Origin of the sequence: Brevibacillus reuszeri (genome assembly GCF_002897295.1) — a bacterium.
In the GTDB taxonomy this organism is placed as follows: domain Bacteria; phylum Bacillota; class Bacilli; order Brevibacillales; family Brevibacillaceae; genus Brevibacillus; species Brevibacillus reuszeri_A.
This window is the reverse complement of the sequence record NZ_BEXF01000001.1, coordinates 111,875-133,229: the sequence shown is the minus strand read 5'-3', so window position 1 is coordinate 133,229 and position 21,355 is coordinate 111,875. Positions and strand designations below refer to the sequence as shown.

General features: G+C 47.3%; 23 protein-coding genes and 1 other annotated feature. Of the genes, 11 read left to right on the top strand and 12 right to left on the bottom strand.

Translation table 11 applies throughout. From position 1 onward, the window contains the following. Nucleotides 1–309: 309 nt before the first annotated feature. The 4 genes from C3B52_RS00645 to C3B52_RS00630 all read right to left on the bottom strand — a co-directional run bounded on the left by C3B52_RS00645 (nt 310) and on the right by C3B52_RS00630 (nt 4,620). On the bottom strand, nt 310–1,425 hold the full coding sequence (locus tag C3B52_RS00645) for an S-layer homology domain-containing protein (protein ID WP_103104166.1): 1,116 nt from the start codon (nt 1,423–1,425) through the stop codon (nt 310–312). 257 nt (nt 1,426–1,682) lie between these two features. After that, entirely contained in the window at nt 1,683–3,350 is a 1,668-nt protein-coding gene (locus C3B52_RS00640) for a putative ABC transporter permease subunit (RefSeq protein WP_103104165.1), read from the bottom strand. After that, entirely contained in the window at nt 3,343–4,068 is a 726-nt protein-coding gene (locus C3B52_RS00635; RefSeq protein WP_103104164.1) for an ABC transporter ATP-binding protein, read from the bottom strand. Before C3B52_RS00635 ends, C3B52_RS00640 begins: the two co-directional genes overlap by 8 nt. 135 nt (nt 4,069–4,203) lie before the next feature. Continuing rightward, the gene (locus C3B52_RS00630) at nt 4,204–4,620 is read right to left on the bottom strand and encodes a hypothetical protein (RefSeq protein WP_103104163.1); all 417 of its coding nucleotides are present in this window, start codon (nt 4,618–4,620) and stop codon (nt 4,204–4,206) included. A gap of 201 nt (nt 4,621–4,821) precedes the next feature. Here C3B52_RS00630 and C3B52_RS00625 point away from each other — a divergent pair, with 201 nt between their 5' ends. The 7 genes from C3B52_RS00625 to C3B52_RS00595 all read left to right on the top strand — a co-directional run bounded on the left by C3B52_RS00625 (nt 4,822) and on the right by C3B52_RS00595 (nt 10,772). After that, a complete protein-coding gene (locus C3B52_RS00625) occupies nt 4,822–5,442 on the top strand; it encodes a hypothetical protein (protein WP_103104162.1) in 621 nt (206 codons plus the stop codon). Between the two features lie 56 nt (nt 5,443–5,498). Beyond that, nucleotides 5,499–5,737: a binding site (T-box leader), on the top strand. A 72-nt stretch (nt 5,738–5,809) separates the two neighbouring features. Continuing rightward, on the top strand, nt 5,810–6,910 hold the full coding sequence (gene proB, locus C3B52_RS00620) for a glutamate 5-kinase (protein ID WP_103104161.1): 1,101 nt from the start codon (nt 5,810–5,812) through the stop codon (nt 6,908–6,910). A 62-nt stretch (nt 6,911–6,972) separates the two neighbouring features. Beyond that, nucleotides 6,973–8,241, top strand: a complete 1,269-nt coding sequence (locus tag C3B52_RS00615; protein ID WP_103104160.1) for a glutamate-5-semialdehyde dehydrogenase — start codon at nt 6,973–6,975, stop codon at nt 8,239–8,241. 20 nt (nt 8,242–8,261) lie between these two features. Continuing rightward, entirely contained in the window at nt 8,262–9,104 is an 843-nt protein-coding gene (proC, locus tag C3B52_RS00610; protein WP_103104159.1) for a pyrroline-5-carboxylate reductase, read from the top strand. A 59-nt stretch (nt 9,105–9,163) separates the two neighbouring features. Continuing rightward, nucleotides 9,164–10,015: a hypothetical protein gene (locus tag C3B52_RS00605; protein WP_103104158.1), complete on the top strand. Its 852-nt coding sequence runs from the start codon at nt 9,164–9,166 to the stop codon at nt 10,013–10,015. A gap of 98 nt (nt 10,016–10,113) precedes the next feature. Further along, entirely contained in the window at nt 10,114–10,425 is a 312-nt protein-coding gene (locus C3B52_RS00600) for a ferritin-like domain-containing protein (protein ID WP_103104157.1), read from the top strand. A gap of 14 nt (nt 10,426–10,439) precedes the next feature. Continuing rightward, on the top strand, nt 10,440–10,772 hold the full coding sequence (locus tag C3B52_RS00595; RefSeq protein WP_103104156.1) for a spore coat protein: 333 nt from the start codon (nt 10,440–10,442) through the stop codon (nt 10,770–10,772). A gap of 56 nt (nt 10,773–10,828) precedes the next feature. On the opposite strand, the gene ybaK is transcribed toward C3B52_RS00595, so the two are convergent. Genes ybaK through C3B52_RS00580 form a run of 3 tightly spaced genes read right to left on the bottom strand, consistent with a single transcriptional unit; the run spans nt 10,829 to nt 12,965 of the window. Continuing rightward, nucleotides 10,829–11,311, bottom strand: coding sequence for a Cys-tRNA(Pro) deacylase (ybaK, locus tag C3B52_RS00590; RefSeq protein WP_103104155.1), 483 nt, complete (start codon nt 11,309–11,311; stop codon nt 10,829–10,831). 59 nt (nt 11,312–11,370) lie between these two features. Next, complete coding sequence (locus C3B52_RS00585; RefSeq protein ID WP_306418801.1) at nt 11,371–11,949, bottom strand: GNAT family N-acetyltransferase; 579 nt, start codon at nt 11,947–11,949, stop codon at nt 11,371–11,373. Between the two features lie 2 nt (nt 11,950–11,951). After that, nucleotides 11,952–12,965, bottom strand: coding sequence for a phosphotransferase enzyme family protein (locus C3B52_RS00580; RefSeq protein ID WP_164684653.1), 1,014 nt, complete (start codon nt 12,963–12,965; stop codon nt 11,952–11,954). A 262-nt stretch (nt 12,966–13,227) separates the two neighbouring features. On the opposite strand from C3B52_RS00580, the gene C3B52_RS00575 reads away from it, so the two are divergent. Further along, complete coding sequence (locus tag C3B52_RS00575) at nt 13,228–14,292, top strand: alpha/beta fold hydrolase (protein ID WP_164684652.1); 1,065 nt, start codon at nt 13,228–13,230, stop codon at nt 14,290–14,292. 26 nt (nt 14,293–14,318) lie between these two features. Here C3B52_RS00575 and C3B52_RS00570 read toward each other — a convergent pair whose 3' ends face one another. Next, a complete protein-coding gene (locus C3B52_RS00570) occupies nt 14,319–15,254 on the bottom strand; it encodes a cation diffusion facilitator family transporter (protein ID WP_103104151.1) in 936 nt (311 codons plus the stop codon). 255 nt (nt 15,255–15,509) lie between these two features. Further along, entirely contained in the window at nt 15,510–16,955 is a 1,446-nt protein-coding gene (locus C3B52_RS00565; RefSeq protein WP_103104624.1) for an aminotransferase-like domain-containing protein, read from the bottom strand. 141 nt (nt 16,956–17,096) lie between these two features. On the opposite strand from C3B52_RS00565, the gene C3B52_RS00560 reads away from it, so the two are divergent. The 3 genes from C3B52_RS00560 (at nt 17,097) to C3B52_RS00550 (ending at nt 19,538) form a co-directional block, all read left to right on the top strand. After that, nucleotides 17,097–17,717: a LysE/ArgO family amino acid transporter gene (locus C3B52_RS00560; protein WP_103104150.1), complete on the top strand. Its 621-nt coding sequence runs from the start codon at nt 17,097–17,099 to the stop codon at nt 17,715–17,717. Between the two features lie 68 nt (nt 17,718–17,785). Continuing rightward, nucleotides 17,786–18,403: a DUF47 domain-containing protein gene (locus C3B52_RS00555; protein WP_103104149.1), complete on the top strand. Its 618-nt coding sequence runs from the start codon at nt 17,786–17,788 to the stop codon at nt 18,401–18,403. A gap of 127 nt (nt 18,404–18,530) precedes the next feature. Further along, nucleotides 18,531–19,538 carry an inorganic phosphate transporter gene (locus C3B52_RS00550; protein ID WP_103104148.1) on the top strand — a complete coding sequence of 336 codons (1,008 nt, stop codon included), beginning with the start codon at nt 18,531–18,533 and terminating at the stop codon, nt 19,536–19,538. Nucleotides 19,539–19,651: 113 nt separating this feature from the next. On the opposite strand, the gene C3B52_RS00545 is transcribed toward C3B52_RS00550, so the two are convergent. The 3 genes from C3B52_RS00545 to C3B52_RS00535 are packed head-to-tail and all read right to left on the bottom strand — an operon-like array spanning nt 19,652 to nt 21,226. Continuing rightward, nucleotides 19,652–20,206 carry a DUF4825 domain-containing protein gene (locus tag C3B52_RS00545; RefSeq protein ID WP_164684651.1) on the bottom strand — a complete coding sequence of 185 codons (555 nt, stop codon included), beginning with the start codon at nt 20,204–20,206 and terminating at the stop codon, nt 19,652–19,654. Further along, nucleotides 20,190–20,879, bottom strand: coding sequence for a permease prefix domain 1-containing protein (locus C3B52_RS00540; protein ID WP_103104146.1), 690 nt, complete (start codon nt 20,877–20,879; stop codon nt 20,190–20,192). The genes C3B52_RS00545 and C3B52_RS00540 overlap by 17 nt, the downstream gene beginning before the upstream one ends. Further along, nucleotides 20,879–21,226 (bottom strand): PadR family transcriptional regulator, encoded by a 348-nt coding sequence (locus C3B52_RS00535; protein ID WP_103104145.1) that lies wholly within the window; start codon nt 21,224–21,226, stop codon nt 20,879–20,881. The genes C3B52_RS00540 and C3B52_RS00535 overlap by 1 nt, the downstream gene beginning before the upstream one ends. Between the last annotated feature and the right edge of the window lie 129 nt (nt 21,227–21,355).

The following is a 21,355-nucleotide window of genomic DNA, read 5'->3' as shown; positions in this document are numbered from 1 at the left end:
ATTTTTACCCAATATTCAGACTAGTGGAGTATTCCTATAACTTCTACTCTTTCATAGATATTCCTGTATAACACAGCTCATGTCTTCCGTTGAATGAATACTCATTCATTATCGAATCTAAAAAATCACATCCCAGATAAATGGCTACGATCTGCGCCAAAGAGATGCCTGTCTTGCAATCTGAATCACCGTTCAGTTTTAATTGTAAACGAATATTCTGTCAGTTGCAATCGCCACTTATTCCTTTCTTTGTGCTTTTTCTATATAAGAAAAAGCATCTGTTGCCCAGATGCCTTTCCCTTGCTCATGTTATATTTCAGTGTAAATGATCTTCGTAATTTTTTGACCATAGGCATTCGAACCATCCGGCTCGAACACGTACTCCAGCTGGTATTTGCCGTTTTTGGAATCCTGATATTGCCCCGTTACCCATAGCATTAGCTTGTTGTTCTCATCTATTTTTACTGTCACGTTTCCATGATCCGTAAACGCAGGGCGATGCGGCAATCCATTCAAGGTTTTGAGCGCAGCTGGTGTAAACAAAGTAGACAGCTTTGCTTGGTCGTTGGCTTCGTACGCCATGCTCGCTGCTCTTAGATACACTTTTGCAATTCTTTGTTTATGTGTAGCTATTCCTTTGAATTGACTGGAGGCGTCCTTCACGAAATAGTCATACAATCTTTTCATTACCACGGCGAATTCTGCCCGGGTCATCACTTTTTGCGGCTCAAAATTCTTTTCTGAGAGGAAGAAATTGAATTCGCGAATGGCTAGTGGGTATGGTGAGTATGTATCGCGGTAAAAGCTTTCCTGCTTCCATTCGTAAAAGCTGGTGAAGTATGCCGGTGCATCCTGTGGCTTAATATTCGCCGTTCTGAATTTTTGCGGCATCATCAAATGGAACAAAAGCAAGCTGGCTTCTTCTCTGGACAGCGGATGCTGCAAGGCTTGACTGGACATCCACCAGTCATAGTTTTCCTTTTCCTGCTTCTTCATCAACTGATAGTTGTCAGCTAGATAGAGATAGTAAAGCATCCGATCTCCCGGATCAAACTTGTTTACGACTCCCGTCTCGATTTGCAGCATGGTACGCATGTTGGTCAACAGCTGCTCTGCTTCCTGGCGCAGGATGTAACGGGAATCCAGATTGCTTTTTCGCTCTGTCCGATCCACTCGTCCATAAACTGCTTCGAAGACCCGATTCATGAGAGCCAAAGCTTCTCCCCGTGCTACCGGATTGTTCGGATGAAAGGGTATGTAGCCATTCCCCTTCAAAATGCCTAGTTCAGCCAACTCGTTAATTTGCTGTTCTGCCCAGTGTCCCCTAGTGTCTGTGAACATAACAGCTGCACTCGCATTGCCTGTAAAAGCGCTCTGTACAAGCAGCAGAGCCATGAGAAAACAAACGAAGAAACGCTTCATCATGACTGTTTTTACTCCCTTCTTTCTATCTATTTCGCCACACCATCCCCAATCTATTCGGTTTCTTTCCCCGAATATGAGTATATGACACTAATTCCCCTAGAAGATAGACCATGAAATGGTTGGCTCTACGCTGGTCTTCCTGCTTGAGACCTAGCTACCTCTTGTATCGGGAATCAGCTCGCTTTTGTTTATACTTTTTGCCGGAATAGAAAAAAGCCGCCCTCATCAACGAGAGCAGCTTGTTTTTCATGCCAAAATCAGGCTTCGATCTTCTCCATCCACATTGGTCCCTTGGTCACGAGTATGCGATATAAAATCAGATCCAGAATCGCAAATAGCGCAAAGAGTCCTACTGCCGCAACTGTCATGGAACCACCTATGACAAATGCACCAGCAATCGCAAGCCCTCCTGCAAGAGCACTTGCTAGCAGCGTAAACAGCGGATTGAGGTTTTGCTTTACAGCTTCCTGCTCTGAGCTCCAGCTCAGCTTTGGCAGGTGCAAATCAACCATGATCCCAAACAGATTGATAAAGATAATGCCAGGAATCCCGATGAGTATACAGTAGATCACAAAGACAGGCGAGAGCTGTAGCAGCCAGCCTCCCTCTGCAAGCAACAGCAGCATGCTCACGACACTCAGAATAATCCCGGGCATGAGTTTGGCAATCAGGATTTTTGGATAAGGAATAGGCAGACTCTTGTTCAGGAAAAAGCCTTGGCCGTCTCGCGTAATTGCGGTAACAGAGGTACTGTTGGCACCCGCCATCGCCAGAAATGCAGCAAAAGCAACGGCAAGCGAGATTCCTCCCGCTTCATCACCTTGCAAACGTGCACTCAAGGAAGCCAGCATCTCACCGCTATCCTGACGACTCAAGATCGGGATCAAGGCAATTACCGGCAAGAGTACACTGGACAGCGTGCAGTTCATCAAGTAGGCAGGTGTACGCCAAAGAATCCTCCATTCTTTTAGTCCATAGGCCATGAGCGCTGAACGAGGGCGTACGAGCTTTTGAAAAGCGGATTCATCGACTTTTTTCCGTTTGGCCATCGCTTCACTGATTCCCATGACCCCTCGAAAATAGAGACGATTTCCAGCGAAGAAAAACACAATCACGCTAACAGCAGCGACGAGCAGAAAGGAAGCCAAATAGCCGAGCCCGCTCCAGCTGTCACTGCCAATTAAAGCCAAAGCAGCCAGCTTGCTCGCAGGAAATAGCTGCGTCACCAGATTGAGCAGAACATTATCCCCATTTACGATCATTTGCTGCATTTGCTCGATGTTGTCCATCTTGCCACTCGTTTGTCGCTGAATGACCGCCTGAAAGCCTACCGCTACCACAATCGCCAGAAGTCCTCCAATCAACCGGAAGCGGTCCTTGCTTTTTCCAACACTAGTAAAACGCATGAACAGCATGACGACCAAAGCAGAGAGCACGAGAGGAAAGATCGGTACTACCAAATAAACGAGCAGAGCAAAGAGATAGTACAGGACTCCGCCCCCACTCTTGACCCCATATGTGACAAGCAACGGTGCAAAAAGCAAAAGCGACGTCAAATATTCATAGAAAAGGGCGACGAGAAACTTGGCTCCGAGAATTTGCCATGGTGCAAGCGGCAGGGGAAGCATATGCTCGACATCCTGCGAGTAATAAAAGACCGAAAGCACATACACAATCCCGAGCACAAAAATGGCGAGGGAGACAAGCGCCACTCCGAGGCCGAGAAGTGCGCCTTCCTGACCGATCAATGCCAGCCCGTCATATAGACCTGCCATAAACATGACTCCTACCAGCATCAATGGCAATACGCCGATTCCTATCGCAAGCAGGATGAGGGCGCTTTTCCATCCACTCCCCTTTTTGTTTCCCCACGCTGAACCGGCATTTTTCATCATGATTTTGGAGAGCAGTAAAATTTTACTCATGCTTCGTCAACTCCAGGAACAAGCTTTCCAACGAATTATTCGATTGAAAATGCTGCTGCATTTCTGCAAAAGTGCCGCAAAACAAGATTTGCCCCTTATTGATGATCGCCACTCGATCACACAGCTTTTCTGCTACCTCCAGGACATGCGTTGAAAAGAACACCGTACGCCCGCTATCCGCATGCTCACGCATCATTTCCTTTAGCGTATACGAAGATTTCGGGTCTAGTCCGGTGAGCGGCTCATCCAAAATCCAAACCTCCGGATGGTGCACCAATACGCCCATAATCATGATCTTTTGGCGCATACCGTGCGAGTAGCTTTGGATCGTATCTCCGAGGGCATTCGTCATATCAAAACGCTGTGCCAGCTGTAGGATTCGTTCATTTCGAACCTTTTGCGGCACCTCGTAAATATCTGCCATGAAGCTGACATACTCCAGGCCCTTTAGTCGCAGGAACATATCAGGACTATCAGGCACATAGCCGAATTGACGCTTCGCCGCAAGTGTTTCTGTGGCGATATCTTTGCCATTGATTTTGATCTGTCCCGCATTCGGGCGAATAATGCCAGTTATCATTTTGATTGTAGTCGTCTTTCCTGCACCATTCGGACCGAGAAAGCCAAAAATCTCGCCCGATGGAATCGTAAGACTCACGTTATCGACGGCTTTGATCGTGTTGTTATAGCTTTTGGTCACACCAGTAAGTTCAATCATCCTGTACCTCCTGTTGCCTATTTTCCAGCCAATCCCATACACTTCTAATACGTGCTGCTCCCACAAAAGGTTGCGTCTGACCCAAAAAGGAAAGAAAAAAGCCGCTGGAAATCAACGGCTTTTTGGCGTGTTGTATTAATTTTGTGGGACGTAGCTACCATCGCGCAGCATAGTCAGCTCGCCCATGATAAATGCCATATCTTCAGACTCTTCCATTTTACCTGATTCCTCCAGCGCCTCAAGACGACGTAAAAGAATGTTGGCAAAATCCTCAATGTGTACAGGGCGGCCTTCCAAATCAGCGTCATCCAGCACGTCATAACCTGTCAAGGCTTCTAAATGGGTCACGATGCGGAAGCCACCGATTTCTCCCAGAAATTCTTGCTGATTCACTTTTGATTTTTCCAACTTTTGCAGCATGGACAGAACATCATTCGCTACCACACTTGGAAAAGCTACTTGATAAAAGTTACGGTTTTTTGCTTCTACTGTCTTAATAATCAACACATCGATGCCATCTAGCTTTTTCGCCTTTTTTCCAAATCCAAACATTTATTTTTCCACCTCAATTGTTCGATCTGCATAACTCTCTCCATGATAGACATAATTGAGAACCGACACAACCCCCATCCTGTTTCCTTTTTGCTAGAATCGGTGACCAGATTGCGACAGGGAAATATTTACATGGCTATTTGTCCCCTCGCCCACACACGCTAACAAGAAACGGCTGTGTCCAAATGAGGCGGTGCAAACATGTTCAAATGGAAAAATTGGATATTCCTTCTAACCCTAGCCCTGCTCGTGACGGGTTGTAATTCGCCCTCGAACGAAGAGAAAGCAAAGGAAAAAGAAAAAGCAAAAGCGCAGAGCAAGCCTCCAAAGCAAACTGCCCTGCAGAAGCTTGGAGATAACAAAATGGAGGTCGTGCTGTTTTTAAATCGTGCCGAGCATGTGCTGGAGGAAGTGTATTATTCCGCACTGGAAAATGCCAAAGGCAAAACCGTTCATGAGGATAGTCTGACCTATCGCGAATTACCCAAACGATTTGACAGCAAGGATAAAATCGTTGGCTACTTCTCCCGCTTCTGGAGCAAACCGCTCGCCGAATCCTTATACGACAATATGTCTACCAAGCTGGTAAAAGATAAAGTATATGTCTCACTGCCAAGTACGGACTATCCCCCTATGATTTCGGTCCGAAACACAAATGTGCAAAAGCTAAATGGCGATTTAAACGTGACGGTAGAAAATGCAGCCGATGCTTCCGTAGTTGCAGACCGTACGATTCGCTACCACCTCGTCCGCGATAAAAAAACGAAGCGCTATGAGATTAAATCGCGGAATGGAACATACGGCAGCGAAAATTTTCAATAAATCTCTTGACATTTCGTGAGGGACCAGCGAATAATATTGAATTAATAAGCACATAGTGATCGGCAATGACGGGGAACAGTAAAACTGCCCTTCAGGCTCAGAGAGCGAAATCCACCGGCTGAAAGGTTTCGCCCTTGAATCAGTTTGAACCCACCCCAGAGCATCCAGGGAAGACCTGGACAGGTTTCTTTCACCTGTTATCAAAGAAAGAGAGCCGGACGTCTTTTGTACCATTAGGTCGCTGACGTCAAATAAGGTGGTACCGCGGAGGTCATCATGCCCTTTCGTCCTTATCAAAGAGACGAAAGGGCTTTTTTGCGTTTTTTTGCACACGCACTATTATTGTCTGGAAACAGGAGGTTCGGTCATGAAGAAGGGTAAAATGCGGTTGGTTGTAAAAGTTGGCAGCAGTTCTCTGGCAGCGCCCAGCGGTGGTGTCGACCCAGCCAAGATGTCGCTGCTGGTCTCCGCTGTAAGTCAGCTGCGGGAAGCAGGTCATCAGGTTGTGCTGGTTTCCTCGGGAGCGGTCGCTAGCGGCTATCAAAGCCTGGGGTATAAACAGCGACCGCGTACGCTGGCTGCCAAGCAAGCTGCCGCCGCGATCGGACAAAGCTTGCTGATGCAAACCTACACGCAGCTGTTTGCCGCGCACCGCTTCAGTGTCGCTCAAATTCTTTTGACGCGTGGGGACTTTTCCAACCGGGAGCGTTATCAGCATGCCTTTCAAACCTTGTCCCTCCTGTTGGATAAAAATATTTTGCCAATCATCAATGAAAACGACACGGTCTCAGTAGCAGAGCTTACCTTTGGCGATAATGACATGCTCGGTGCACTCGTAGCAGGCTTGGTACACGCTGACCTTTACCTGATTCTCACGGATACGAACGGTCTGTATGATAAAGACCCGCGTAATCATCCCGATGCCAAGCGCATTTCATGGCTTTCTGAAGTAACCGAGGAGATAGAAGCGCTCGCTGGGGGAGCATCACAGCTTGGTACTGGAGGCATGCGCTCCAAGCTGATCGCAGCGAAGACAGCACAAGGTCTTGGGATACCGAGCTTTATCGGAAAATTGGATCAACCCTCTGACTTGCTCGATATTTTACATGGCAGCGGCAATGGTACTTATGTCAGCTATCAGCCAGAGGCTCCCGCTTCGAGCGGAGTCCCGACTCGCAAGCAATGGATTGCTCTCCACTCGCCGATTCGCGGCTCCATCTCGATCGACAGCGGTGCGGCTGAAGCCATTCTCGAAAAGCGCCGCAGCCTCCTGCTCGCAGGAGTGCGCGGTGTCGACGGTACTTTCGCTCCTGGGGAAGTCATCGAGGTTTATTGTGACGGAGCATTGATCGGACGCGGTGTCAGCAGATACGATGCCGCTGATTTAGCAGACCTTCTCTCACCTGCCGGGGCAGCGCGACGCAGCGGTACCGTAATCCATCGCGATCACTGGACACAGATCACATAGGCTATCGCATCACTACAGAACGGTTTGATCGAAATAGAAAAAATAAAGGAGCTGGGGAGATCATGGAAAGCTTGAAGGAAAAAGTGCTGGGACAAATTTCATTGGCAAAGCAGGCGTCACGACAAATGGCCTTGCTGAGTCGGGATGAAAAGGATAAAGCTCTCGCAGCTATCGGGGAGCAGCTACAGGCAGATTCAGACGTCATTTTGGCAGCAAATGAGCAGGATTTGGCCAAAGCTGAGGCAGATGGTCAGCCTGCTTCCTATCTGGATCGACTGCGACTGACACCTGACCGCATTCGCGATTTAGTCGATGGTCTGCAGCAGCTTATTTCTCTTGAGGACCCTGTTGGACAAAGAATGGATCAATGGACGCGACCAAACGGATTGGTTATCGAGCAAGTACGCGTCCCGCTCGGCGTCATCGGCATGGTGTATGAAGCCCGTCCCAACGTGACGATCGATGCTGCTGCCATCGCACTGAAAACAGGCAATGCGATTGTACTTCGTGGAAGCCATAGCGCGGTTTCAAGCAATTTGGCGCTGGTCAGCAGCATCCGGGCTGGTCTTGCGCGTGTAGGCATTTCTTCTGAGGCGGTCCAATATCTTCCTTTTGCAGAGCATGCCTCCGTCGATATTTTATGTACAGCAAATGGTCTCATTGATGTCATCATTCCCCGCGGTGGCGCAGGCCTGATTAATCGAGTCCTGGAGATATCGAGCGTACCTGTTTTGGAAACTGGTGTTGGCAACTGCCACATTTTCATCGACCAGACAGCTTCCTATGAGATGGCTCGTGCAATCGTCATCAATGCCAAAACGAGTCGCCCTGCTGTATGCAACGCGGCAGAGACGCTGCTTTTGCATCGTGAATGGCCACTTGGTCACCAAAACGAGCTTCTCAAGCAATTGCTCGAGGCTGGCGTAGAAATCAGAGCTTGCGAGCTAACAAAGGCATTGCACACGGACCTTAGTGCTCAACTGAAGCCAGCCTCTGAAGCTGACTGGGATGCAGAGTTCTCCGATCTGATCTTGGCTGTTCGTACTGTCGATACTTGGGCAGATGCCATCCAGCATATTGCCAAGCACAGCACGGGTCATTCTGAAGCCATTATCACGGAAGACGATGACGCTGCTCGCCGCTTCCTGACTACGGTCGATTCGACTACGGTTTATCGCAATGCATCTACTCGCTTCACGGACGGCGGCGAATTCGGTTTTGGTGCCGAAATCGGCATCAGCACACAAAAGCTTCACGCACGCGGTCCGATGGGCTTACCTGCTCTTACTTCCTATAAATATGTCGTCCGTGGAACCGGGCAAATCCGATAGTCCAGAAGGAGGGAACACCAATGAACAAACAAGACAGACTGTGCATAGAAGGACGGATTGGATTTCTCGGAGCTGGCTCCATCGTAGAAGCCATGCTGTCCGGCATTCTCAAAAAAGGACTACTCTCTCCAGACCGGCTTCTTGTCTCCAATCGCAATAATCGGGAGCGCTTGGAGCAACTGGCTGATTGCTATGGGGTAAATTTTACTCAGGATAAGCTCGAAGTGGCTCGTTATTCTGACATTTTGATTTTGGCGATCAAGCCAAAGGATGCTGCAGAAGCATTGCGAGAGCTGCGCGGTGTCGTTCATCCTGGTCAGCTGGTGATCTCTGTTGTGGCTGGTGTCTCCACTACACTTATCGGCGAATGGCTGGGTGTGAATTGTCCGGTCATTCGTACGATGCCAAACACGTCGTCGGCTGTAGGACTTTCCGCTACGGGGCTTGCCGCAAATTCCTTTGTGACAGGCGAACAGCTCCAGCAGGCTATTCACCTCTTTGAAGCAATCGGCACGGTTTATGAGGTAGCCGAAGAGGAGCTTGATATTATTACCGGGCTTTCCGGAAGCGGTCCCGCCTATATTTATTATCTGGTAGAAGCAATGATGGCCGCTGGTGCAACGGCTGGGCTGGATCGGGAAATGGCGCGACAGCTGACATTGCAAACTGTCATCGGTGCGGCTCACATGCTGCTCGATACCCGTGCTGAGCCAGCCATTTTGCGCCAGCAAGTAACCAGTCCAGGCGGAACGACCCAAGCCGGGCTGGAGGTTTTGGAAGCCTATCAATTCCAGCAGGGAGTCACCGCAGCCATATTGCGTGCCACGGAACGCTCACGGGAAATGGGCGCACAATACCACTAGCTTTTTCCCCTTCTCCCTCTCGTGTATAATGAAAGGAAAAACACAGAAGGGAGGTTGCCATGGAAATCTACGCCTTGTACGGAACTAGTGGAACTGGAAAAAGCTCAAGCGCGCTTGAGCTGGCTTATCGCATGAACATCAATGCCATTATTGATGACGGCATTCTCATATATGAAGGGCGTAAAATAGCTGGTACCTCCGCTAAATACGAAAAGACGAAAATTCAGGCAGTCAAACGCGCCATTTTTCACTATAAGGAGCATGCTGCCGAAGTAAAACAAAGTCTTGAGCAGATTCAACCCGCACGACTGCTCATCTTGGGAACCTCGATGCGGATGATTGAACGAATTGTGGAAGCACTACAGCTTCCCAATACGGTCGAATATATTCCGATTGAGTCAATCAAGCCACAGCAAGAAATCGAAGCGGCACAATACGTTCGCCAAACGATGGGAAGACACGTCATCCCGATCCCACGCGTAGAGGTGGAAAAAGACTTTTTGCAGCGTCTGATTGCTTCTGCACAGCAGATTTTCAGCTCAAAAAAAGAAGTTATAGGCGAATCAACAGTGGTTCATCCGCCATTTTCCGGGGGACGAATTCAAATCCATCCACAAGTGCTGCGGAAAATTGTTCTGGCCACCTGCACTAGCTTTGCTGAGGTTGGGCAAGTGATCAAAACCGTTTTTACATTTGACGATCTGCCTCGACTCCAAATCACACTAGGTCTAAAGCTGCCCTATGGAAGCGATATCCACACACTCGTGCAGGAAATTCAGCAGGCTGTGCACAAAGAAACCAGCTATTGTCTGAACATCGCTCCGGCTAGCATCGATATTCAAGTGGCTGCTCTGGAGATAACGACTACCACGGCGCCCACAACGAACCTAGAAACAAATGCTACCAGCTGACGAATCAGCTGGTTCTTTTTTTGCTGTTTTCCACCAAGGATATTTCATGGTCGGTTGCCCATCCTATAAGTTGTATCCTACCTGAAAGGAGCAATACGATGCCATCCCTTATGTCTTCCGCACCTTTCTCGCAAGCGCCGATTCCTGAGCCACCACAAGTCATCACATCGAAGGATTTGAGCTATCTCAAGGACGCCTTGTCCTGGGAGCTGATTGCATTTAAAAAGCTGCATGCTTTTGCGCAGCAGGCAACTGACCCACAGGTTAAGCAGGCTTTAGAAAAAGCAGGGCAAATGCATCAGCAGCACTACCAAAAGCTGCTCACTCACCTGCAAAATAACAATACTGCCGTTATGTCCACTCTTCCGCAGACGCAATCCCAGCAACAGCAGCAACCACAGATGCAGTAGGGGAGGAAATCCGGATGCCAAATCAAAATCAAATCGCAAACCCGCAAACAGGACAGCTGCCACAGGTTAAAGGTCCGCAGATGAATGATCGGGACTATCTCAATGATTGCTTGGCGACCTGCAAGCTATTGACAGACAACTTCAACATCGCTGTGCGTGAAGCGAGCCACCAACAGCTGCATGCCGATATGATGCAGATTTTGAATGAAACGCATCAAGGCGCACGTGAAGCCTATAACCTCATGTTCCAAAAGGGCTGGTACAAGCTGGAGGCGGCTGAGCAGCAACAGCTGCAGCAAGCTTATCAGCAATTCAGTGGTTATTCGACTCAGTTTCCTTATCATTGATCCATTTCTTAACAAAAAGAGGGCTTCCCGGTTGGGTTGCCCTTTCTTGTGTGTACTTATTCAAACTTGGCAATATCCGCAAACTGCGCTTTAGTCGCCTGAATCAGATTCTCAGGTGTCGTTTCGATTTGTACCCCGATGCTTCCTCCACTGACAATGATGGTATCCAGTGCTCTGGCGTTTTCATCTACGCGTGTCGGGAACAATTTCTTCATGCCTATCGGTGAACAGCCACCACGGATATATCCGGTCACTGTAGTAATGTCTTTTACCGGAATCATCTCGATTTTCTTTTCACCGACCGCTTTTGCCGCTTTCTTCAGGTCAAGCTCTGCCTCCACCGGTATGACAAACACATAGTAGCCTTTGCTTGTGCCTTGGGCAACCAAGGTTTTATAGACGACGTGCTCTTCTCTCCCGATCTTATGGGCAACTGAGACGCCATCGATTTTTCCGTCATCTGTGCTATAGGTCAGCATCGTGTATGCTATTTTTTCTTTTTCCAAAATACGCATTGCATTAGTTTTTGTCTGTTTCATTCTCTGCTCCTTGGTGTTAGGGATGCGTATCAACAGCTTGTATAGCTGCTCTGCTCTCGCTATTTCTGCCAGTCGGCTTTGTAAAGCTTGTAAGAATGATACGCTTCCTCCTTGATTACGATGTCATTTACGGGAACAAAGCCGCATTTTTGAATAACCCGGTTTGAGGAAGCATTGCGATACATCGCTACTGCGCTAAGCTCCTCCACATTGGTATTCTCGAACAAATAATTGATCATCCCGATTGCTGCTTGGGTGGTATACCCTTTATTTGCATGCTGTTTCGAAATCGCGTAGGCAATCTCTCTATTCGGAGCCGGCAGCTCCTCTTTTATCCCTGTATAGCACCAACCAATAAACTCTACCGTCTCCTTCAAAATCACTCCTAAACGCAGGCGAAGCTCTCCTACATCGCCCCCATCCGCTACGGCCTTGATGAATTGTCTGTTTTCCACTGTTTCGTAGTTGGTCAACCAATTCAACCGCTGCTCTTTGGATACGCTCCATTCTGGTAAAAACTCAATGATATGCGGTTGTTGTGTGAGGTTGTAGATGGCATCCACATCTTCGACTAAAAACTCGCGCAGTATGACATCCTTGCATTCGATCGTCAAAACACGTTGGGCATTTGTACTCATGCTCATTCTCCTTTTCCTTCTCGCTGTATCTCCATAAAATCAACATCAATAATTGGCCACTCTTCTTCAATGACTCTCCTCAATCTATTCATGGTCTCCCTGTCCTCAGCTTCTATCGTTTGACCCTCGACCGATTGCAAAAAGACTACATACAGGATCAAATGACGCAGCTTTAAAAAGTCTGGCAAATACGAGAGCCATTCTATCGGAAAATCGTTTTCCTGCCGGTATCCTTTTAAAAAGCTGGTAAAGAAATCTCGGATGAACAACTTTTTGTCATCTGCTTCCTGCAACGGGCGAAAAAACGCATAAAACAAAATGACTGCAATATCGTAGACGAAATAGTTATAAGCACTATCATCAAAATCAAAAAGCGTAATGTTACCTCCATGTATATGAAAATTGTGAAAATGCAAATCGCCATGAATCATCCCGTACATATCTTTGTCTCGTGATAAGGACTTTAACCGATCCAACAGGTCATTCGATTTTGCAATCACGGCTTTTTGATCCACTGGGATATAACGCTGAAGGTTTACATGCTCTTCCTCGAACCATTCTTTGCGCTTCCAAACAGGATTCATAGCTTGATACGATTTGCTCAAGGAATGCAGTTTGCCTGTGATTCGTCCCCATTCTTCAAAAAATGGTTCGCTCCACACCGCTTTCGTCGGGAGCTGACCGGGCGCTTTTTCATAAGCGACGGCGGTAAAATAGGATGGATTTTCTCCGATGACCTCTACCAGATTCCCCTCATCAGAAGGAATCGATTTGGCTACAGGTACACCATGCTTTCCTAGGTAATGGAGCCAGTCCATTTCGCCGTGAATCTCGTTTTTTGTTCTTCTTGTACTATGCGATATTTTTAAGATAAACGTGGCATTATTTTTTGTAAATTCGTATACATAGCTGTCAAATCCACCGAGAAGCCTGACATCTTCATTTGTAACTCCATACCGTTTTATTAATTCTGTGAAAATATTGTCTGTGTACAGACGCTGAATATGCGGCAGCACGATTGACCTCCGGTTGGTGCGATTTACAATCAAAATTGATATGTTATCACCGCACGAGTTTTTGTGATTTAAAAATGATAAACGTAGGCCGTCTGATCTCCACGACTTGATGAGGCCGCATCAAGATCCCTTCTTTCTAAACAATACTGTCAGCGGTGCCTCTCCAAAACGGTCAGAATAATGAGTATAATTTTACCATAAGCAATAGTACCTGAGGAATCTATCACAGAAAGAGTGAACGCACGTCATGTTTTTTCAAAAGTTGAAACGAAAGCGATACCGCGTTTGCCTCATCCTGTTTTGCCTGATCCTGATCGCTACTTGGTTTCCGTCCTGGACCCCTTCCATAAAAGATGAGAACGGTGCCGTCATCCCAAGCAGTATCGCCGTTCTTGAGCAGGTTGAGCTTGGCGGTATTGAGCAGTCGATCTTGATTCGCGGCAAGGACAAGAACAATCCGATTCTGCTATTCCTACATGGCGGCCCAGGCTATCCCCAGATCGCGTACGCCAGACAATATCAGGAAAAGCTGGAGAACGATTTTATCGTCGTCAATTGGGATCAGCGCGGTTCGGGGAAATCGTATCACTGGGGCATGTCCAGCGATGAGTTGCAGGTCGATAAGCTCATATCGGACACCAAGGACTTGACCGACTATTTGAAGCAAAAATTCAATCAACCCAAAATCTTTATCGTCGGACACTCTTGGGGAAGTCTGCTTGCTACCTGGACGGTTCAAAAATATCCCGAAGATTATTACGCGTACATCGGTGTGGGGCAAGTCGCGTACTCTATGCTTGGCGAGCAATCGTCCTATCAATTTGTGCTGGAGGAAGCACGCAGAAAGAACAACGAACAAGCGATCAATGAGCTTACACTCATCGGCCCGCCCCCGTACAAAAATCCACGGCAGGATGCCACGCTCGAAAGAAAATGGGTCACTGCTTTTGGCGGTTCGGAACGAAAAAGCAACTCTTATGAGGCACTGATTAGCGGTGTCTTATTTTCCCCTGAGTATACATGGGTAGACGGAATTCGCTTGGTTCTTGGCGACTCTTTTTCAAGAAATGCTATCCTGCCACAAACGCAGCATACGAATCTGCTAGAAACGGTTCCCGAGCTGCGTGTTCCAGTCTATTTCTGTATGGGAAGATATGATTATATGACCCCGTCCCAGGTTGCCTATAGCTATTTCGAAAGACTGAAGGCACCTGCGAAGCAATTTATCTGGTTTGAAGAGTCTGCTCATTTTCCCCATTTTGAAGAAATAGAGAAATTCCATCAGCTCATGCTCGACGTCAAAGAAAAAACCGGGCTATCCAGATAAGCTCCAGATAGCTCGGTTTTGACGGATTACGCTTGTTGCAGCAAAAACTGTTTTCCGTACTCGCCATGATCCAGAATGGTTGGGTCTTCAATCTGGATCGTCGAATGATCGATACCGTATTCAGTCTTCAGTAGATGGTTAATGGCCATGATTACACAATATGGTTGGATATTATCCCGAACAAAGACGTGCGCAGTCAACGAGTAATGCTCCGTAGTTACAGCCCACAAATGCAGCTCATGAACATCCTCTACACCTTCGACCTTGCTGATTGCTTCACGGATGGCTTCGAGGTCGAATTGCTCTGGTACGGATTCCATCAGAACAGAGTACGATTCGCGAATGATTTTCGCCCCTCCGGTAAAAATGATTCCCCCGATCACCATACTGATCAACGGGTCAAAAATGTAGTAGCCTGTGAAATGGATCAAAACGGCAGACGTGATAACACCAACAGAGCTGAGCAAATCGCCAATGAAGTGCCAAAGAGCGCTTTTTACATTAAGGTTGTCTTCTTCTTTTGTACTTCTGCTTAAAATGATTGTCAGAACGATGTTTACGACCAGTCCAATCGAAGCAATGATTAACATCAGCTGCAAGTCAACATCCTGCGGATTGATCATCCGCTTGATACCCTCGATGACGATACCAATCGCAATAATCGCAAGCGCTAAACCATTCAGAAAAGAAGCGATAATTTCAAATCGCAAAAATCCGAATGTGTACTTTTGATTTGGCTTTCTCGTCGCCATGTAGATCGCTGCCATGCTCAAGCCAAGTGCAATAACGTCTGAGATCATATGAGCAGAGTCAGATAAAAGTGCCAGTGAGTTGGAAAGCAGTCCGCCTACTACTTCGACTATCGTAAAAAACAGGGTCAGGATTAACGTGATCCACAATGTTTTCTTAGATTTACTTTGCTCTTTCACATGATTTAAATGATGATAGTCAGCATATTTCATATGAGAACTCCTTTCAATTAAATAAAATGAATACTATTTAATAATTATTTTAATCATACACTTTTTGTTCGCTTTTCTCAAATGAACATTTTATGGATAATACAAGTGATAGTCATTACCAATTAAGCTTGATTTTCTTAGGAAAATCGGCATTTTAACGGGTTCTTCTGAATTCGGTCAAATTGTATTATCAATGAGAATCATGCTCACAAAATACGAACAGTCCACGAACGAAAAAGCTCCGTGGACTGCTTGTTACATTTCTTTGATCAGCTTGGATAATGTAAGCAGTGCTCGCTCCATATCATCCTCATCAGCGTAAGCATAAGACAATCTCAAATGTTGGCTGTCCGTCTGGTCATAAATGTACCCTGGGTTGAGCAGAATCCCCTCAGCGATCGCTTTGGAAAATAGCGTACGCATGGAGACAGCTTGACGGAGGCGAAGCCAGACATAAAAGCCCCCTTGGGGAATCTTCCAGTCGGCAATATCATGAAACCACTGATCCAAAGCCTTGCACATTCGTTCTCTTCGCTCACGCAGTGCAATCCGAGTCTTTGCTAAATGCTGCCCATACATTCCTCCAGACAGCCATTCCGCTGCTACCCATTGAGATAATACGCTCGAACCGTAATCAATTTGCATTTTCACGTCTGCAAGCCGCTCGATGACTGGCTCCGGCCCCACAAGCCACCCAATACGTAGACCTGGGCTTAACGTTTTGGACAGGCTGCCTAAATAAAGAACCAATCCATTCTGATCCCGAGTTTTAAGCGGCAGCGGACCTTGTTCATCCAGCCATAGCTCCCCGTAGACGTCATCCTCCAAAATCGGCAAGCGCTCCCTTTCGCAGACAGCCATGACTTGCTCTCTTCTTCCCTCGCTCATCAGTATCCCAGTCGGATTGTGATAGGCCGGAATGGTGTAGAGCAGTGCTCCCTTATGGATTTGCTTTTGCCGGGACAGCGCCTCAGGCTGTATTCCTTCCTGATCCATGCCAACTCCCACCAATCGCATCCCGGACGATTGAAATAGCGGCAATGAATACAAGTACGATTGCTGTTCCACTAAAATAGCTGACTCACGGTGCAAGATTCCGAGCGAAATCAGTTGCATCGCCTGAAGCGCACCCGAGACGACGAGAATAGAGCCAGGCGAGGCCTCTATTCCCCGGCTACGCAAATGAGAGCTAATTGCTTGACGCAGTGCTAGTAGACCCTTTGGCTCTGAGTAACCAAGTGTTGTCATTTTTCCGCGCAGACCACTCATCACCTCCTCCATTCCTCGTGTAGGAATAAGCGTAGGCGACAGCTCCCCTGTTCCTAGCCGGATATAGCTCGGATCAGGCTCGTACCGATTGATTAATTGGATGGTCGGAATATTAGGAAGCTGCATCCCAGACTGTACATATCCCATCCAGTCTGGCGGCGGGTTTGTCGTCAAAAGCGACCACGTATTGTTGCTAACGATCGTTCCGCTGCCCATCGTCGACTCAATCAGGCCCTCCGCTTTCAACTCCTCTAAAGCGGTCACCACCGTGCTGCGATTTACCTGAAAGGCTTGTGCCAATGCACGTTGTGTAGGCAACTGGCTTTTCACAGGCCAATCACCTGAAGCAATTTTTTGTCGTATGTACGCAACGATTTGCAAATAAACGGCTATATCTGAAGACTTGTCGGGCTTCCAGTCTATGGTGAGCATCATCAGCAGCTCCTCCTTCCTGGTTCTATTTTACAGATTGGTTGAGTCAGAAGTAAACCAATTGGCTGGAGACAATCAGATCAGAAACAGGAATAATGACAGTATTCGCAATCAACTGGAAGGACACAAGGAGGAACATTTGTGATCGAAGCAATTTTACATGGGCTTGTGCTTGCATTCGGACTCATTTTACCGTTAGGTGCCCAAAATGTTTTTGTGTTTAATCAAGGTGCTGCCCAGCCTACAATTTGGCGTGCATTGCCTGTAGTCATCACAGCTTTTTTGTGTGATATGCTGCTTATTTTGTTAGCGGTGCTCGGGGTATCGCTTGTAGTACTTACTGTATCATGGCTAAAGATGGTTTTGTATGCGGTCGGCGTCTGCTTCCTGCTTTACATGGGGTATCTCACCTGGCGAAGCCGTCCCACAGCGGATAGCAGTGAGGCCCAGCAATTCTCGGCAAAACGCCAGGTCATGTTTGCTGCCTCCGTCTCTCTTCTGAACCCGCACGCCATTCTGGATACAATCGGTGTAATCGGAACCAGCTCGCTCAGCTATACGGGCGCAGAAAAGTGGGGCTTCACCATTGCTTGTGTCATCGTCTCTTGCCTCTGGTTTTTCGGCCTTGCAATCGCAGGACGCACGGCAGGCAGACTGGACCGTTCCGGACGGCTGCTGCGCTACTTAAATATCATTTCCGCCATTATCATGTGGGGACTCGCCCTGTATATGGCTAGCCAGCTATTCTTTCCTAATTCCTGAATGGGTGCATAAACACAGCCTCCCCCACTAAAAATACTCCTAGTCAGATGTACACGGGGAGGTTCGTCATGCTTTTTACCAAATCAGACGCCCTACTGGACGATCTTTATGAGATCGCAAAAAATGTTCATGAATCCGCTGTTTATTTTAATGAATATAAAATCTCTTCATTAGAAACCGTAAAAGGCTTTGCTGATACGATGAAGGAGTATGAGTCAAAGGGAGACAAGCTGATTCACGAAATCATCATCAGAATCAACAAGACATTTATTACCGCGATCGAGCGGGAGGACGTCATGGAACTGGCAGTAAAATTGGATGATGTACTCGACGGGCTGGAGGGCTGTGCGTCCCGGCTCTACATGTACGATATCATTGAACCTGATGAAACCATGGTGAAATTCGGTCAAATCATTGAAAACTCTACCCACCAGATTTTGCTCGCGACCCAGCTGTTGCAGCAACAAAAGCTGACAGCGATGAAAGAGTATATTATTCGGATCAATGATTTGGAAAGCGAAGGCGACGAGCTGTTACGCGGCAGTATTCGGCAGCTTTTCAAATCAACGACCGATCCGATTCACATCATCCAGTTCAAGGAAATTTACGAAGTACTCGAGGACGTCATGGATCATTGTGAGGACGTCGCGAATGCGATGGAGACCGTCATCATGGGCAATACATAAAAAAACCTCTATCGAGGACTTTTCATGGAGGAGCGACCGCGTTTTAGCGGTTGGTTTTTATGCGCTCCAGAATTCATAAGCATTGCGCTTATAAATTCTTATACGTTAAAACAAGGAGACCACTTCCATGCATACGAGCCTGACCCTCATCATCGTCGTTGTCGTTCTTGCTGTTTCCTTTGATTTTATCAACGGATTTCACGATACGGCCAACGCTATTGCCACGACCGTATCTACGAAAGCCCTGCCTCCCAAAATCGCCATTGGGCTTGCTGCCATCATGAATTTTATCGGAGCCCTCACTTTTACAGGTGTCGCCAAAACGATAGGTGGCAAAATCGCAGACCCTTCCAAGCTGGAATACGGTGTCCTCATCGTCATGGCAGCACTGCTCGCCTCGATTTTTTGGAATCTCATTACGTGGTGGTACGGGATACCTAGCAGCTCTTCCCATGCCCTGATCGGTTCGATCGTCGGAGCTGTGATTGCAGCAGCAGGAACCGCGCCCATCAATTGGGGTGGGTTCACCGAGATTTTCAAGGCGCTGATTCTTTCTCCGATCATCGCTCTTTTGCTCGGTTATTTTATGATGAATCTGTTTTATGCGATTTTCCGGCGCGTCGCGACCCCTCCCTCCAAAATTAACAGGCGGTTTCGCTACTTTCAAATCCTGACGGCTGCTCTGCAATCATTTACTCACGGTACAAACGATGCGCAAAAAGCAATGGGAATTATCGTTTTTGCTTTGGTGGCGGCTGACTTGCAATCTGATCCTGGCCATATTCCATTTTGGGTACAATTGATCTGTGCGATTTCCATGGGACTGGGCACATCTGTTGGTGGATGGAAAATCATAAAAACCGTCGGAGGAAAAATCACAAAAATCGAACCGATTAATGGGGCGACCGCCGATCTGACCTCCTCCTCCATCATCTTCACCTTTACACAGCTAGGCTTGCCTGTCAGCTCCACCCATGTGATTTCCTCGGCAATCATGGGTGTCGGCGCCGCCAAAAGGTTGAAAAGCGTCAATTGGGGAGTCGCCAAACGGATTGTCATCACTTGGTTTATCACGCTGCCAATCTCCGCAATCATTTCTGCGCTGATTTATTTCTTGCTCCATCTATTTGTGTAAAGAAGAAATCATGCAGGAGCAAAACAAAGACAAAGCCCTTTCCAAAGCAGCTGTTTGTAGCAGCATCTCTGGACTGGGCTTCGCTTTATTCCTCGGCTGAACATTCATGTCCTTTACTTTTGAATAACAGTTTGCGCTTGCTTTCTTACATAGCTGTCGTCCGTTAGCTGATCCTGGATGGCTTTCCACTTTTCCTCTTTCAACAGATCAGACAACGGTTCACCAAACACTTCTTGCGTTGCTGTACGCGTGCTCGTATAGGTTCCATCTGCAAAGCTGAACTCAATCCCCTCCAAATTATCCACCAAGGCATACGCGGCAAGGGAATTGTACAGCAACGCCCGCTTTAGCTCGATTTCTTTCACGTTGCTTGCAGGCTCACTGTACAATACTTTCAGCGTAAGCTTGTCAGAGTCCAGCTCAAATGTCTTCGGTATGCTTTGTAGGGGCAAATGCTGAAACAGGTTCATGAGATTGGACGCGTTCCCCATGTACTTGTTTTTATATTTCAGAATGGAGTTCAGATCGTGCGTAAGCGGATTTTGCTGCTCTAGCTGGTACTGCTCTTCCCTGGCCTGATTCCCCGGAATGATGAAGCCCTGAATCAGTACGAGCAGAGCAATTCCTGCGATTGCCAAAACAATTATGACTCTATGCCTCGTAGCCATCATCTTCACCTGCCTCATACTTCATCATTAACCCAGGTACGATATGAAACAGCATCGGTATGAGGAGCGAAACAAAAGGCAGCGCATACTGGGTACCCAGCATTGCAAAATGGTACGGTCCCGCGATTTTAACCTGCGTCTGAAACCAAATGTTGCTCCCAAAGAGCATGGCCGTGTTGTAAAGAACCGTAACGATGATAAATATCGCCCAAATGATCCAAGCCAGCTTTCTGCGGCGAAAAGCTGCCTGCACATCGAAAGCAGCCGTCCGGCCCAGGTGCATATCTTGCTTTTTCAAGCGCAGTACCACGTATACGATCCCTAAAACAATGCTCCCCAGCAAGAGCAATCCATTTAACAAAATCCCGCTCCCGAAGATTCGAAAAGGCATCGTAACAATCCAGGCGATCAGAAAATATAGCAAGCCTCTTTGCACCAGCTCTGCTGTCATTTGATTCACATAAACCTTCGATTGGTCGTCGATCAGATCATCGATCGAAGTAATGCTTCTTCTTGCAGCATCAACCGCATCGCTATACGACATGCCGCCTGCTGTTAAATCGGCAACCTTTGCTTCGAGGTTACTCAGTATCTCACGTTTTAGCTCCTGGATTTGTTTGCTGCCTTTATACTTTGCAAACAGCTGGTTCACATGCTTGTGTAAACTATCCATCAGCTTTTATCCTGCCTTTCGATTAATTGATCAATGATTGCTTTGGCTACCTTCCATGATTCCAAAGCAGCTTCATACGCTTCCTTGCCCATTGGCGTCACTTTGTAATATTTTCGTCTGCCGCCCTGAGTTTCGTCTCCCCAGTAAGAGACGATTTGCTTTTGCTTTTCCAGCCTTTTCAAGCTTGTATACAGGGAAGGCTCCTTCAGCTCGTATTGACCGCCACTATTTTTAGCAATCGCCTTCATGATTTCATAGCCGTAATTGTCACCTTCGCAAAGCACTCGCAAAATAATAGCATCGAGATGCCCGCGAATGATATCGCTGCTGATATTGCTTTCCCCCATCTATTTCACCTCGCAAATACAACTTAACACACATTACTATGCGTGACAAGGTAATGTGCCAAAAATAGGTTCCCTTCCATCAGGGAACCCTTGTAATAAGCGTGCATTCGATTAATTATTTTCTTGGTT